The 15,440-nt window shown below is 39.1% G+C and carries 13 protein-coding genes and 1 tRNA gene; 6 read left to right on the top strand and 8 right to left on the bottom strand.

Annotated features, from left to right (window positions below):
* Positions 1–56: 56 nt before the first annotated feature.
* Positions 57–133 (bottom strand) — tRNA-Pro (locus AVFI_RS04065).
* A 210-nt stretch (positions 134–343) separates the two neighbouring features.
* On the opposite strand from AVFI_RS04065, the gene smrA reads away from it, so the two are divergent.
* The gene (smrA, locus tag AVFI_RS04060; RefSeq protein WP_054776195.1) at positions 344–928 is read left to right on the top strand and encodes a DNA endonuclease SmrA; all 585 of its coding nucleotides are present in this window, start codon (positions 344–346) and stop codon (positions 926–928) included.
* 50 nt (positions 929–978) lie between these two features.
* Here the strand turns inward: smrA and ushA are convergent, their stop codons facing one another.
* On the bottom strand, positions 979–2,640 hold the full coding sequence (gene ushA / locus AVFI_RS04055; protein ID WP_017019471.1) for a bifunctional UDP-sugar hydrolase/5'-nucleotidase UshA: 1,662 nt from the start codon (positions 2,638–2,640) through the stop codon (positions 979–981).
* Positions 2,641–3,064: 424 nt separating this feature from the next.
* Between ushA and AVFI_RS04050 the strand changes: the two genes are divergently transcribed.
* The 5 genes from AVFI_RS04050 (at position 3,065) to cobA (ending at position 9,967) form a co-directional block, all read left to right on the top strand.
* Positions 3,065–4,939 (top strand): methyl-accepting chemotaxis protein, encoded by a 1,875-nt coding sequence (locus AVFI_RS04050; protein ID WP_065597797.1) that lies wholly within the window; start codon positions 3,065–3,067, stop codon positions 4,937–4,939.
* A 295-nt stretch (positions 4,940–5,234) separates the two neighbouring features.
* The gene (gene nirB, locus AVFI_RS04045; RefSeq protein ID WP_054776194.1) at positions 5,235–7,811 is read left to right on the top strand and encodes a nitrite reductase large subunit NirB; all 2,577 of its coding nucleotides are present in this window, start codon (positions 5,235–5,237) and stop codon (positions 7,809–7,811) included.
* A 2-nt stretch (positions 7,812–7,813) separates the two neighbouring features.
* Positions 7,814–8,143, top strand: coding sequence for a nitrite reductase small subunit NirD (gene nirD / locus AVFI_RS04040; RefSeq protein ID WP_005418217.1), 330 nt, complete (start codon positions 7,814–7,816; stop codon positions 8,141–8,143).
* Positions 8,144–8,252: 109 nt separating this feature from the next.
* The gene (locus AVFI_RS04035; RefSeq protein WP_054776192.1) at positions 8,253–9,062 is read left to right on the top strand and encodes a formate/nitrite transporter family protein; all 810 of its coding nucleotides are present in this window, start codon (positions 8,253–8,255) and stop codon (positions 9,060–9,062) included.
* Between the two features lie 128 nt (positions 9,063–9,190).
* Complete coding sequence (cobA, locus tag AVFI_RS04030; protein ID WP_065622179.1) at positions 9,191–9,967, top strand: uroporphyrinogen-III C-methyltransferase; 777 nt, start codon at positions 9,191–9,193, stop codon at positions 9,965–9,967.
* A 77-nt stretch (positions 9,968–10,044) separates the two neighbouring features.
* Here the strand turns inward: cobA and kdsA are convergent, their stop codons facing one another.
* From kdsA to hemA, 6 genes are read right to left on the bottom strand one after another with little or no spacing between them, the layout of a single operon-like run.
* Positions 10,045–10,899 carry a 3-deoxy-8-phosphooctulonate synthase gene (gene kdsA, locus AVFI_RS04025; protein ID WP_005418209.1) on the bottom strand — a complete coding sequence of 285 codons (855 nt, stop codon included), beginning with the start codon at positions 10,897–10,899 and terminating at the stop codon, positions 10,045–10,047.
* Positions 10,900–10,910: 11 nt separating this feature from the next.
* Positions 10,911–11,711, bottom strand: a complete 801-nt coding sequence (locus AVFI_RS04020; protein WP_054776191.1) for a SirB1 family protein — start codon at positions 11,709–11,711, stop codon at positions 10,911–10,913.
* A gap of 2 nt (positions 11,712–11,713) precedes the next feature.
* Positions 11,714–12,097 (bottom strand): SirB2 family protein, encoded by a 384-nt coding sequence (locus AVFI_RS04015; protein WP_005418206.1) that lies wholly within the window; start codon positions 12,095–12,097, stop codon positions 11,714–11,716.
* A 15-nt stretch (positions 12,098–12,112) separates the two neighbouring features.
* Complete coding sequence (gene prmC / locus AVFI_RS04010) at positions 12,113–12,967, bottom strand: peptide chain release factor N(5)-glutamine methyltransferase (RefSeq protein WP_054776190.1); 855 nt, start codon at positions 12,965–12,967, stop codon at positions 12,113–12,115.
* Positions 12,967–14,055, bottom strand: coding sequence for a peptide chain release factor 1 (gene prfA / locus AVFI_RS04005; protein ID WP_005418202.1), 1,089 nt, complete (start codon positions 14,053–14,055; stop codon positions 12,967–12,969). The genes prmC and prfA overlap by 1 nt, the downstream gene beginning before the upstream one ends.
* Before the next feature lie 39 nt (positions 14,056–14,094).
* Positions 14,095–15,351 (bottom strand): glutamyl-tRNA reductase, encoded by a 1,257-nt coding sequence (hemA, locus tag AVFI_RS04000; RefSeq protein ID WP_188863894.1) that lies wholly within the window; start codon positions 15,349–15,351, stop codon positions 14,095–14,097.
* Positions 15,352–15,440: the final 89 nt, after the last annotated feature.

Genomic DNA, 15,440 nt, shown 5'->3' with positions numbered 1-15,440 from the left:
ACAGGACTGATAAATGCAAAAAAGCCGCATCATTTCTGATGCGGCTTTCTTAAAAGTGGTCGGTGAAGAGGGATTCGAACCCCCGACCCTCTGGTCCCAAACCAGATGCGCTACCAAGCTGCGCTATTCACCGAGATGTTTAACAAAGACCTTGTCCGTGTCAACGAGGGCTATAATACTGCTCAGGATTTTTTTGACAAGTGTTTTTTTCATTTTTCAATTTGTTCGGCTATTTATTCATCAAATTAATCGAATTCATAAATAAATCATCAAAATTTGCTTAGAATTCACCAGTTACATCACTATAATCCAAATAAATATATGATCGCTCTAAGGATTATTTATGCCTCATACAGATGAATTTTCACTATTCCAAGAGATGATGGGAGACGTAAAACCCATTAAACAAGATATAGTGACACCGCTAACCTCTCCCCATAAAGCAACAGAATCTCAATTAGCACGTAAAGAGGCAGCGCAAGCATTATCAGAAACTGACCCAGACTTTCTATCTTTAGATAATGCACCATTATTACAACCTGACGATATCATTGAGTTTAAACGTGATGGTGTTCAAGATGGTGTATATCGAAAAGTTCGTCTCGGTAAATATGAAATTCAAGCACGTTTAGACTTACACAAACGCACATTAAAACAAGCTAGAGATGAAGTGCTTCACTTTTTAAAACAATGCCAGAAAATGGATGTACGCTTTGCTGTTATCGTCCATGGTAAAGGTGCAAAATCCAACCCTCCCGCATTAGTTAAAAGTCATGTTGCTCAATGGCTCCCACAAATAAAAGAAGTGATGTGCATACATTCAGCTAAAGCACAACATGGTGGTTCTGGAGCGGTATATATTCTATTAAGAAAAAGCGCTGAAAAGAAATTAGAGAACAGAGAAAAACATCAAAAACGCAGTGCATAAAAAAAGCCTCCAAATATCTGGAGGCTTTTTATTAACCAGTAAACTTACTGTTATTTGTAAACAATTTCACCACGCGGAGCAAATTTGTTTACGTCGATTGGGCTGTTTGTTTCTAGGAAATCTTTCAACACTTCAGCATCAACGAAACCAGTATTTACATAACCTGGGTGATCTGAGATTTTTGGATATCCATCGCCACCAGCAGCGTTATAACTTGGCACGGTAAAACGATATGTTTCATCTAGACGTAATTGCTTACCACCAATAAATACATTTGATACTTTACCATTTTCAACAGTCATTTTAATGCCAGCAAATTGCGCATAGGCACCAGAATCCACAGGTTTAGTAGCAACAACATTCAGGTAATCTAACACTTCTTTACCCGTCATATCCGCATAAGTTACGATATTGCCAAATGGTTGAACCGTTAATACGTCTTTGTAAGTTACATCACCCGCTTCAATTGAATCACGTACACCACCAGAGTTCATTACTGCAAAATCAGCTTTTGCACGAACCATATGTGATGTAGCAATCAAGCGACCTAAGTTAGTTTGTTCAAAACGAACAACATTACGATCACCTTCTAATTTGCCATTAGTTGAAGCAATCTTAACATTAAGTTGGCCTTGTCCTTTTTCTTGGAACGGTTTCAAGAAAGCAAGTAACTCTGCATCTTGTTCAATTTCATCTTCAATAAATACACGTTGTTTTTTACCATCGATATTTACTTTTTTCTTCAAGTTAACAGGAATAAGATCGTAGCTAACCATTTCTAATTCACCATTACGGAACTCAAAATCAGCTTTACCTACGTATTTACCCCATTCGTGAGCTTGAACAATCCATGTACCATTTTGCTGGTCTGGTTTACACTCATCACCCGGCTTAAAGTTTTTCTTAATTAAGTTAGGACCTTCCATACATACAGGCTCTTGCGAGTGACCACCCACAATCATATCTAACTCACCCATATCTAAAGAACGCGCTAGTGCAACATCACCTGGAGCATTAATACCACGCTCACCATTTTCATAGTGTCCCATATGAGTTACGGCAAAAATAAGGTCAGGTTTTTCAGTTTCATTTAATTCAGCAATCACTTTTTTTGCTTCCAATTTAGGATCGCGGAATTCAAGACTACCGATGTACTCAGGGTTACCAATTTTTGCTGTATCTTCTGTTGTTAAACCAACTACAGCGATTTTGATACCTTGTTTTTCAAAGATTTCGTATGCTTGATACATACGTTCGCCAGTTTTCTTATCATAGATATTGGCAGATAACATTGGGAACTCAGCCCAATCAATTTGTTTTTGCAGTACATCCAGTGGATTATCAAATTCGTGGTTACCTAATGCAATCGCATCATAACCAATTTTATTCATGCCTTTGAAATCAGGTTCTGCATCTTGTAAATCTGATTCTGGTACACCAGTGTTAATATCACCACCAGATAAAAGAAGCACACTGCCCCCTTCCGCTTGCACTTCAGTTCGAATGTCATCGATCAACGTTTTGCGAGCAGCCATTCCATACTCACCGTATTTATTCTGCCAAAAACGACCATGGTTATCATTGGTATGCAGCACTGTGATTTTATACGTTGTATCTTCTTGCCAAGCAGGCTCAGAGGTTGTTGCACAACCAGCCAGTGTTGTTACTAATGCAGCAGCAATTGCCGCTTTTAGAGAAAGACGTTCCATCATGTTTCACCATTATTCAAAGGGGGATAAATTATGGCCAAATTAAGAGTCTTCTTCTTACTGGCCAAATAACCTGACCAAGTTTAAAAGAATTACGTCATACACTCACATTGATCTCATAAATATGTCTATTAGATCACTAAAAATTACTGATCATTATGTAAAAAAAGATAAACCACACAAGGATTTAACACCCACCAAACACGCAAACGTTTACCTTCCAAGTTAGCGTTTACTAATTAAACGAAGTCTATTCTCATTTTTTATATAAAAAACTAAAACTTGAAATATTTATCATCAATACCTCCTATAAATAGGTAAAGTTATTTCACTTTGCCCCGATAACATAATCAAAGCTTATAATAAGACCAACAAATCACAGCTTTTTTATATTAATGGATTACTTTTAATAAGATTAGGCAAAATCATGAAATTAAAACATAAGTTAATCGGTGCTAGTTTACTTGCTGTCATCATCACTGCCTCTGCTCTTACTTGGTTGGCTTCTAACCAACTGTTTGAACAAACACGCAATGGTGTCTATTCACGAGCAGAAAGCGTTACATCAGCTGCGACAACCGGTATATCAAACTGGATAACATTAAAAGCTGAAATTGCACATGCCTTTAATGACTATAGCCAAGAAGAAGATGTTGTTTCATTCCTACAAATCAGCCGTAAAGCTGGTGGATTTGATGACATTTTCTTTGGAACACCACAAGGTGAAATGTTCCGCTCCCACCCCGAGAGAAATCGAGCAGATTACGACCCTCGTCAACGACCTTGGTATCAAGAAGCTCAACGTGAAAATAAACAGATCATCACCTCTTCTTATCAAGATGCTATTACTCAGTCTCTACTGGTAACCATTGCAGAACCTGTCTATAAAAATGGACAACTTTTAGGTGTTGTTGGTGCCGATGTTCTTATTGATCAATTAATCAACGATGTGATCAGTTTAGATGCAGGTAAAGATACCATTACGATGCTGATTGATAGCGACGGTACGTTCCTAGCTCACCCAAATAAAGCACTAATCAAAAAAGAAGTGAATCGCTATTTCAGCGATATGAGCGCCCAAAGTATTCAAGATTCAATCAGCGCAAATCGCATTGAAGTTGCTAATATTAACGGCAGTGAAAAACTGGTTTATTTCTCTAAAGTACCAAATACTAATTGGACATTTGCAGTTGAAATGACAAAAGAAACAGAAGAAGCGGCTCACAGTGCCCTACTTCGTGAAATCATTTTATTAAGCATTGTGTTAACGGTAATTGTCGCTGTTGGTGTAACAACATTAGTTAATCTTTTATTTAGAGATTTAATCCGAGTATCAGACGCACTAGCAGAAATATCATCTGGTGAAGGCGATTTAACTCAACGTCTAGAACCTCATAGCGATGACGAAGTCGGTCAACTCGCCATTAACTTTAATACCTTTGTTGGTAACATGCATTCAATGGTATGTCGTTTACGTGATATTTCAGTAACACTAGCAAACCAAGCAAACTCTACGGCAGAGGGAGCGGAAGAACGTAATGTTCGTATCCAACATCAAATGGATGAAATCAATATGGTTGCAACTGCGATTAATGAAATGGCAGCAGCGACACAAGAGATTGCGGGTAATGCTGATAATACCGCTCAAACAGCTGAAGAAACCGTGACAGCATCAAATCATGGTGCAGAGCAAGTGAGCCAAAGCCAACACTCTATCGACAACCTTGCAAAAGAAGTCGAAACAGCAACTGGCGTCATTGAAGAACTTCACCATAATGCTCAGAACATCAATACGATTCTTTCAACAATTCAAAACATTGCTGAACAAACCAACTTGCTTGCATTAAATGCCGCGATTGAAGCAGCTCGAGCGGGCGAACAAGGTCGTGGTTTTGCAGTGGTTGCTGATGAAGTTCGAATTCTAAGCCAACGAACTCATGCTTCTACTCAAGAAATTCAGCAAATGATCGAAACACTGCAAGGAACAACTCAAAAAGCAGTTGGTATTATGGAAGATAGCCAGAACCTTGCAAATACAAGTGTAGAAGATGCACAATCTGCTTCAGCAAGCTTGTTGCAAATCACAAACTCAGTGACTCAAATAAGTGATATGGCAGCTCAAATTGCAGCGGCCGCTGAAGAGCAATCATCTGTAACTGAAGAGATCACACGTAATACTGAAGCGGTTCGTGATGTTTCAAACGAACTAACAGAAGAAACAAAACAATCTGTTATTCAGGCGTCTGAGCTATCTGAACTGTCAAATGAATTAAAACAAGAAATCGACCGATTTAAACTGTAAATTCATTAAACATATCCCCAAATTAAAGACAGAACGTGAATTCACATTCTGTCTTTTTTTTTCAGAAAATCAGAATAAAACCAACAAAAAAGAAAATAATTCTGTTAGATATTGTAAAAAACTACACGCATTACTCACGTGCCACATACAACCACTTGATTTAATAACAAAAAGTGATATCACCACCTTGGAGCTACCCCTTTCGAGTAGTTTTATTTCGTAATTGATCCACATCATATCTACATATTCGTTCATAATTCATCATATCTATATATCAAAAATAATAGGATTTCTTATGAGCAAGATGAAGTTAGTCATCATCGGTAATGGCATGGTTGGTCATCGCTATATCGAAGATTTAGTAGATAAAACTGACGTTCAAAACATGGACATCACCGTGTTTTGTGAAGAACCTCGAATCGCATACGATCGTGTTCACCTTTCGTCCTACTTCTCTCATCATACTGCTGATGAACTTTCTCTTGTTAAAGAAGGCTTCTACGAAAAACACGGTATCAATGTATTACTGGGCGAACGTGCAATTAACGTTAACCGTGAAAACCGCATTGTCTACTCAAGCACTGGCCGTGAAATTCAATATGACAAACTAATCCTTGCTACGGGGTCTTACCCATTTGTCCCACCAATTAAAGGTAATGAAAGCAAAGACTGCTTTGTTTACCGTACCATTGAAGATCTAAAATCTATTGAAGCGACCGCTAAGAAAAGTAAAAGTGGCGTTGTTATTGGTGGCGGCCTTCTTGGCCTTGAAGCCGCTGGTGCACTTAAAGCATTAGGGGTAACGACTCACGTTGTTGAATTTGCTCCTGTATTAATGGCTGAACAGCTTGATCAACAAGGTGGCCTGCAACTACGTAATAAAATTGAACGTATGGGCGTACAAGTTCATACAAGTAAAAATACACTTGAGATTGCACCAGAAGGTACTGACGCTCGAAACGTAATGCGCTTTGCTGACGGCTCTGAGCTTGAAACAGACTTCATTGTCTTTTCTGCAGGTATTCGTCCTCAAGATAAACTGGCTCGCCAAATGGGCTTAGGTATTGCTCCTCGTGGCGGTATCGAAATTAACAACAACTGCCAAACAACAGATAAAAACATTTACGCAATTGGTGAATGTGCGTCTTGGAACCAAACCTTCTATGGACTGGTTGCTCCTGGTTACAAAATGGCAACGGTTGCCGTTGACCATTTAGTTGGTAACGAAAGTGAGTTTGAAGGCGCTGATATGAGCGCAAAATTAAAACTTCTAGGCGTTAAAGTAGGCTCAATTGGTGATGCTAATGGCCGTACTCCTGGTTGTAAAAGCTACGTATACCAAAACGAAGAAGAAGAGATCTATAAACGTATTATCGTTTCTGAAGATGGCAAAAAGTTACTCGGTGCAGTAATGGTAGGTGATACTTCTGATTATGGTGATTTACTTCAACTTAAACTGAATGATATCGATTTACCTGAACATCCAGACCTTCTGATCTTACCTGCGCATGCTGGTGCTGAAAAACCCTCTTTAGGTGCTGATTCATTACCTGAAAGTGCTGTAATTTGTTCATGTTTTGATGTAACAAAAGGAAAAATTGCTCAAGCGGTTGCTGATGGCAATCACACAATGGCAGAAATTAAGGCGGTTACTGGAGCGGGTACTGGCTGTGGGGGTTGTATCCCTCTAGTAACGTCTGTTCTTAATGCTGAACTAGCAAAATCAGGTATTGAAGTAAAAAATGATATCTGTGAACACTTCGCTTATTCTCGCCAAGAACTGTTCCACCTCATCCGTATTGAAGAGATCAAAACTTTTGATGAGCTATTAGAAAAATACGGAAAAGGATACGGTTGTGAAGTGTGTAAACCAGCCGTTGGTTCAATCTTAGCGTCATGCTGGGGCGAACACATTCTAAAACCTGAGTTGGTTAAACTGCATGATACTAACGATAACTTCTTAGGCAACATGCAAAAAGATGGTACTTATTCTGTTATCCCTCGTATGGCAGGTGGTGAAGTAACACCTCAGGCTCTAAGCGTTCTTGCTGATGTAGCGGCTGAATATAACCTGTATACAAAAATCACTGGTGCTCAACGTATTGGTTTATTTGGTGCTCAAAAAGACGATTTACCAGCTATCTGGAAAAAGCTAATTGCAGCTGGATACGAAACCGGTCAAGCGTATGCAAAAGCTCTTCGTATGGCTAAAACGTGTGTTGGTTCAACGTGGTGTCGCTATGGTGTTCAAGACTCTGTTGGCCTTGGAGTAATGATTGAGAATCGCTACAAAGGTATTCGTACACCTCATAAAATGAAGTTCGGTGTATCTGGCTGTACTCGTGAATGTGCAGAAGCTCAAGGTAAAGATTTAGGTATTATTGCTACCGATGCTGGTTGGAATATGTACGTATGTGGTAACGGCGGTATGAAACCTCGTCACGCTGACTTACTGGCTACCGACCTAGACCAAGAGACATTAATTAAATACATCGACCGCTTCATGATGTTCTACATTCGTACGGCTGCACCACTGCAACGTACCTCTGTGTGGATGGAAAACCTTGAAGGTGGTGTTGATTATTTACGCGAAGTTATTGTTGATAACAAACTGGGTATCAATGATCAATTAGAACTGGATGTTGCAAAACTAGTTAATGAATTCTCATGTGAGTGGACAGACACCATCAATGATGAATCTCAGTTAAAACGTTTTACTCATTTCATCAATAGTGATGAACGTGATGACAATGTGGTTTTTGTTTCAGATAGTCGTGAACAACACCGTCCTGCAACATACACTGAGAAAAACCCAAATGCGAAAGGCGATATTCTGCATGTCGCTCTAACTGATGCAACAGTGGAGAAATAATCATGGCTGCTAAATTTCAAAAAATCTGCCAACTCGATGACATCATCCCTGGCACTGGTGTTTGTGCTCTTATAAATGGCGAACAAGTAGCTGTATTTCGTCCAAGAGAAAATGATGAAGTCTTTGCTATTAGTAATCGTGACCCATTCGCTAATTCAAACGTACTTTCTCGTGGTTTAACGGGGGAACACCAAGGCGAACTTTGGGTAGCAAGTCCACTAAAGAAACAACACTTTAATTTAGTGACTGGTGCATGTATGGAAGACGAGCGTTTTAACGTAAAGACATACAAAGTTCGTGTAACTAACGGACATGTTGAAATCTCAGCATAAGAAGATTTGATAGTTCAAGGGTTTTAGTCACCTATTTATTGCTCATAAAACAGCGACTAGAGCCCTTTCCTATCCAATTTTTAATTTTAACTTTTAGTAAGGGACTTCTATGTCTTATAACAAACCCTCTGAATTCGTCCAAACTATGATCGATGTTGGCGAAGCAAAGATTAAAACTAGCTCTCGTGATCTTATCTTACGTGGCACAATGGCCGGTATTATTCTCTCTCTGGCTGTTGTTGTTGCAATCACGACTATTGTTCAAACAGGTGTAGGTATTGTTGGCGCTCTGGTCTTCCCTGTTGGTTTTTGTATTTTAAGTTTAATGGGCTATGACCTTGTTACTGGTGTATTTGGTCTTGCTCCTCTTGCTAAATTTGAAAATCGTAAAGGCGTTTCTTGGGGACGTGTTTTCCGTTGTTGGGGTCTTGTTGGTCTTGGCAACCTAATTGGTTCTTTAATTGTTGCGGCCCTTATTGCACTATCATTAACAATGAATTTCAGCGTAGAGCCAAACGCAGTTGGTCAAAAATTCATGGCGGTTGCTACTGCACGTACTGTTGGTTTTGAAAACCTAGGTACGGATGGTTGGATTACCTGTTTTGTACGCGGCATTTTATGTAACCTAATGGTATGTCTAGGTGTCATTGGTAATATGACCGCTCGTTCTGTTGCTGGAAAAATTGCAGCAATGTGGCTACCTATCTTTATCTTCTTCGCTCTTGTATTTGAACATGCGGTAGTAAATATGTTCCTATTCCCACTAGGTATGATGCTTGGTGCTGACTTTGGTATCACTACATGGTTAAGCTACAACTTAATCCCAACTATTTTAGGTAACATTGTTGGTGGTCTACTATTTACATGTATTCCTCTATACCTAACACACGTAAAAACAGCGCCATCATTAGACGCTTAAGAATTTATTTCCGTTTAGATTAGTTATAACTCATGCGATTAAAATCACTCTTACTAATTGATTAAGGGTGATTTTTTTTATCGACTCTTACATACTAAGGTGATTAAACCTTATTCTGGAATTCCATTATGCCAAGTATTCAAGCTCAATCTGAGCCGAAAAAACAAAACGGACTTGTTTCTCTTGTTGGCGCAGGTCCTGGTGATCCCGAACTATTAACCATGAAAGGTTATCGCTTAATTAAAGAGGCGGATGTTGTCGTTTATGATCGTCTAGTCTCAAAAGAAATTTTAGCGCTTGCAAATGAAAATGCTGAAATGATTTATGTTGGAAAAAAACTGGATTTCCACTTCGTTCCTCAAGATAAAATCAATCAAATCTTAGTCGATAAAGCACAAGAAGGTAAACATGTGGTTCGCCTTAAAGGCGGAGACTCATTTATCTTTGGGCGTGGCGGAGAAGAGCTTGAAACGTTAGCTGAAAATAGCGTTCACTTTGAAGTTGTTCCGGGGATCACAGCTGCGGCGGGGGCAACCTCATACGCAGGTATCCCATTAACTCACCGAGATCATGCCCAAAGCGTTCAATTTATCACAGCTCATGTACAAAAAGATGGTGCTGATATTGAATGGGATGCATTAGTCCGCTCTAATAATACTTTGGTATTTTATATGGGATTAAAGCAATCTCCTCATATATCTGAACAGTTGATAAAACATGGATTAGCTGCTGATACACCATGTGCAATTATTGAGCGAGGCACCACAGATAAACAAAAAGTATTTACTGGCGATATTTCAGAGCTTGCACAATTAGCAGAAAAAGCCATCAGTCCATCGCTGATCGTAGTAGGTACCGTAACAACGCTTCATCATAAATTAGATTGGTTTAAACCAAACGAATAATTTTTACCATTCAGATAATAAAAAAGCCCAAGAAAGTATTCTCTCTTGGGCTTTTTTATTTATTCTTTAGAACTCGATTATTTAATATCGATGTGCTCGAAACCTTTAATTAAATCATCTAGTGATTTCATTTGCTTCAAGAAAGGTTCTAATTGATCTAATGGCAATGCAGAAGGACCATCACATAACGCTTTATCTGGGTTTGGATGCGCTTCAATAAATAGACCAGCAATTCCCGTCGCTAAACCTGCTTTTGCTAACTCAACAGTTTGTGAACGACGACCACCAGATGCTTTACCACTTGGATCGCGATTCTGTAGTGAATGCGTCACATCAAAGATAATTGGGCTGCCATTTGATGCTTTTTTCATTACACCAAAACCAAGCATATCAACAACTAGGTTGTCATAGCCCATGCAAGAACCACGTTCACAAAGAATGATGTTTTCATTACCACACTCAGAGAACTTATCAATGATATTACCCACTTGGTCTGGGCTCATGAACTGTGGTTTTTTCACATTAATTACAGCACCTGTTTTTGCCATTGCTTCAACAAGGTCCGTTTGACGTGCCAAAAATGCAGGTAATTGAATCACATCCACCACATCAGCAACAGGTTGAGCTTGAGCTTCTGTATGAATATCGGTAATGATTTTCACACCAAACGTATCTTTCAGCTCTTGAAAAATTTTCAAACCTTCTTCCATACCAGGACCACGGTATGAATGAACAGATGAACGGTTTGCTTTATCAAAAGACGCTTTAAATACGTACGGGATGCCTAATCTATCTGTTACTTCTACGTATTTCTCACAGATTTGCATTGCAAGATCACGAGATTCTAATACGTTCATACCGGCAAATAAGGTAAACGGCTTATCATTCGCTACATCGATATTGCCAATTTTTACTGTTTTTTGATTTTGCATTATCTTCACTCTTAATGGAGAACGGTAGGGTGTTGTTCAAGTAATAATTGAACTTGCTCTTTCATCAGTAAAACTGATGGGTCATTTGGGCACTGTTCAATAAAATATTCTAAATCATTTTTCGCGGCATCATTACAATGCAATTGTTGATAGATTAAGCCTCTATCACGAATTTCAAACGGATCATCTGGCACCATTGTCAGTGCTAAATCACTGCATTTTAATGCAAATGAAAAATTCTTTTCACGAATACAAGCCGTTTTAATAACAGCAAGTAAGGTAGAATTATCCACTTTTTCCAAGTGTGATGGTTGAATTGTAGCTAATGGCCCACCGTAGCCTATTAACCATGCCGTCATCAAGTGTTGACTTAAATATTGCCCATCAAACGGATTAAAATATTGCGTTTTTTTATTTGGCCACTCTATTTGTAATACGAGTTGAGTAGGGAAATTAATCGCACTAACTGGAAAACCCATGTATTGGCATAAATACAAAAACACAGCGCCTAAGGTGACAGGAATGCCTTTTTTTTCTTTGAGTACATGTTCAATAAATGCATTCTCAGAATTAAAATAAGTATTCACGTCTCCGCAATAACCCCATTCAACATAAAACAATTGAATAAGACGCTCTAAGCGTAGTTCATCATTTGGCTCATGAACAAGTACTTGCTCAGCTTCTTGGCACATCTGCTGTAATTTATGTTTAGCCCAATGTATTTCAGTATCGGGGTTTATCGCTAAATTAAGCTCTAATGCTCCTTCAGCTAAAGTGCGGTCATCTAAATTTTCATCACACAGTTGGAACATAATTACCCCAAGAACGTTGGTACTTTTGTTACCGCAATTTTAGCAGCAACCATTAACCAACCCATTGCACCTAAAAATGCAAAGGTCTTAAAGACTTTATTTTTACCATTATTTAAAGTAACTACACCTAAAGCAAGGTAAACCATAATACAGGTGATTTTTTCTGTTAACCAAGGCGCAGATGACGTAAATGGAATGAATCCAGTAATAAAAATAAGCCAAATACCACTAAGTAGCATTGCTGAATCAACAACGTGAGGAACACGCTTAAAGAAGCCATTATTACGAATGTCAGAATTTGCCATCATCAAACAATAACGAACGACAAAAAACAATACGCTACAAGCGACTAATAATAAGTGTATGTGTTTAACTGCGGTATACATGAATTATCCTTTATTCTAGTTATCTACTACCCATTGACCTAAAGTAACTCGGTCATTGCCAGCATAATCTTGCTCTGTTTTCACATTAATATAACCATGATCTTCAAAAAAGTGACGTAATTGTTCACCTTGTTCAAAACCATGCTCCATCATTAACCAACCGCCATTTAATAAATACTCTCGGCCGTGTTGCATAATGTGAATTAAATCTGAAAAACCGTTTTGTTCCGCAACCAAAGCGGTTTGCGGTTCAAAACGAACATCCCCTTCAGATAAATGAGGGTCGTTACCATCAATATAAGGGGGATTACTCACAATAATGTCAAACTTATCACTCAGAGAAATAGGTTCAAACCAGCTTCCTTGTCTAAATTCAACATTATTAATGTGATTTATTTTCGCATTCCCTTTTGCTAACTCAACCGCATCGTCTTGATAATCGACACCTATCACATTAAGAGTAGGCATTTCAGAAGCAATAGCTAACGCAATGGCTCCTGTACCTGTTCCTAAATCCAAAATGGATTGAGCATTAGGTGTTAAATGATCTAATGCCACTTCAACCAGACGTTCGGTATCAGGTCTTGGGATTAATGTTGTTGGCGATACCTTAAGTGGTAATGACCAAAATTCACGATAACCCACGATATAAGCAATCGGTTCACCAGCAAGACGACGCTCTAGTAACGCATTAAAATTACCCAGCTCTTCGTCTGATACTATTTTCTCAGGCCAAGTTAATAGATAACTTCTTGGCTTATCTAACACATGACAAAGAAGAACCGCAGCATCAACTTGAGGAGAATCACTCCCCTCAAGCATCAGAGATTGAATTGAGCGCTTTAATAACGCTTCAATAGACAAGCTCATTAGTTTTGTTCAGCCAATGCAGCTAATTGGTCTGCTTGGTACTCAAGAACAACTGGCTCAATTAGACAGCCTAAATCACCTTCCATCACTTCATTTAAACGGTAAACCGTTAAGTTAATACGGTGATCCGATACACGACCTTGTGGGTAGTTGTAAGTACGAATACGGTCAGAACGGTCACCAGAACCTAACAAGTTACGGCGAGTATCTGAAACAGCAGCAGCACGACGAGCTTCTTCTGCTTGAATAATACGAGCAGCAAGAACAGACATCGCTTTTGCTTTGTTTTTATGTTGTGAACGTTCATCCTGACATTCAACAACCGTACCTGTTGGTAAGTGAGTAATACGAATTGCGGAATCCGTGGTGTTAACGTGCTGACCACCCGCGCCTGACGCACGGAAAGTATCAATTTTTAAGTCTGCTGCTTTAATTTCAGGAAGATCCGCTTCTGGGATTTCAGCCATAACTGCAACCGTACATGCCGATGTGTGTACACGACCTTGAGATTCAGTTTCTGGTACACGTTGTACACGGTGACCGCCTGATTCAAACTTAAGTACACCGTATGCACCCTCGCCGCTCACTTTTGCGATCATTTCTTTATAACCACCGTGTTCAGCTTCGTTTGAGCTCATTACTTCAACGCGCCAGCCCTTTTTCTCAGCAAAACGTGAATACATGCGGAATAGGTTACCAGCAAAAATGCCCGCTTCATCACCACCTGCACCAGCACGGATTTCTAAGAAACAGTTACGTTCATCGTTTGGATCTTTTGGAAGAAGAAGAACTTGAAGTTCATCAGTTAAACGTTCAATAGCTTCTTTAGCATCTTTAATTTCTTCTTGTGCCATCTCACGCATTTCCTCATCATCTTCTTGCGCCATTTCTTGGGCTGCAACAAGATCTTCTTGAGCTTGCTCATACGCTTGGAAGCATTGTGTAACTTCTTCTAGCTGTGAGTATTCACGAGATAAAGCACGAAACTTATTTTGGTCTCCGATAACATCAGGATCGCCTAATAAATGCTGAACTTCTTCATAACGCTCAACCAGCGTCTCTAATTTTACTCGAATGGATGCTTTCATAATAATATTTGTTCTTTTTGTTGGTAGCGAACGCTACGCTTAGTTGTCTAGACCAATAGTGGTTCGGATTACTGTTAATTTTTCAGTTTCACCGTTTTTTGCAGCTTGCTGCATCGCCAATGTTGGTGCATGAATGAGTTTATTGGTTAACTTATTACTGAGTTCAGCCAATACTTTTTCTGGATTTTGTCCTGAAGCAAGTGCTTGCATACTTTTTTGCAATAGCTCAATTCGCATCGCTTCTGAATTTTCACGATACTGACGGATACTATTTACCGCTTGACGAGAACGAATCCATGTCATGAATTCTGCGCTCTCTTCACTGACAATTGCTTCAGCTTGTATCGCTTCTATTTTTCGTTGTTCTATATTGTGATCAATAATAGATTGAAGATCATCAACTGAATATAAATACGCATCATTTAATTCTGCGACTTCACCCTCAATATCTCGAGGAACAGCAATATCAACAAACAACATTGGTTGGTGTTTACGTAATTTCAACGCACTTTCAACCATCCCCTTACCAATAATAGGCAAAGGACTTGCAGTAGAACTAATAATGATATCGGCTTTAGGGAGATGCTCAGGGATCTCAGGAAGACTAATGACTTCAGCATTAAATTGCTCCGCTAATCCCATCGCTCGCTCACGAGTTCGGTTAGCAACAATCAGTCTTTTACAACCAGAGTCATCTAAATGTTTTGCGACAAGCTCAATGGTTTCACCTGCTCCAACCAAAAGTACGGTCGAATCAGACAGAGATTCAAAAATTTGACGAGCTAATGTACATGCTGCATAAGCAACAGAAACGGCATTGCCACCAATATTGGTTTCAGTGCGTACTCTTTTTGCTACCGAGAAATCCTGCTGAAATAATTTTTCAATTGTTCCTTCAACCGCATTGTGCTCTCGTGCATCAGCAAAGGCTTTTTTAACTTGCCCCAAAATTTGTGGTTCACCTAAAACCAGCGAATCCAAACCACAAGAAACACGCATAAGGTGTTTTACTGCAGCTTGCTCTTCATGGATATAAATACTAGGCATTAAGACTTCTAGTGCGACATGATGAAATTCAGCGAGCCAATTAATCACATAACCGCTGCTAATACCGTGTTTAACTTCGCAATAGATTTCTGTTCGATTACAGGTCGATAGGATTACACCACTTTGAATTGCATCACTGTTTTTTAATTCATCTAACGCTTTTGTCAATTTTTCCGGAGAAAATGCAACTTTCTCACGTAAATCAACAGAGGCTGACGTATGATTAATTCCAATAACAAGCAATGACATTCGGCAAACGGACCAATAATAAAAATAACAAGGGCGGATTTTACTTGATGCGACCCAATTTTAAAAGGCATCAGGGCTTTTGTGTAAGA

This window comes from Aliivibrio fischeri ATCC 7744 = JCM 18803 = DSM 507, assembly GCF_023983475.1.
Taxonomy (GTDB): domain Bacteria; phylum Pseudomonadota; class Gammaproteobacteria; order Enterobacterales; family Vibrionaceae; genus Aliivibrio; species Aliivibrio fischeri.
The sequence above is the reverse complement of the archived record's forward strand: the minus strand, read 5'-3'. Positions and strand labels throughout refer to the sequence as shown.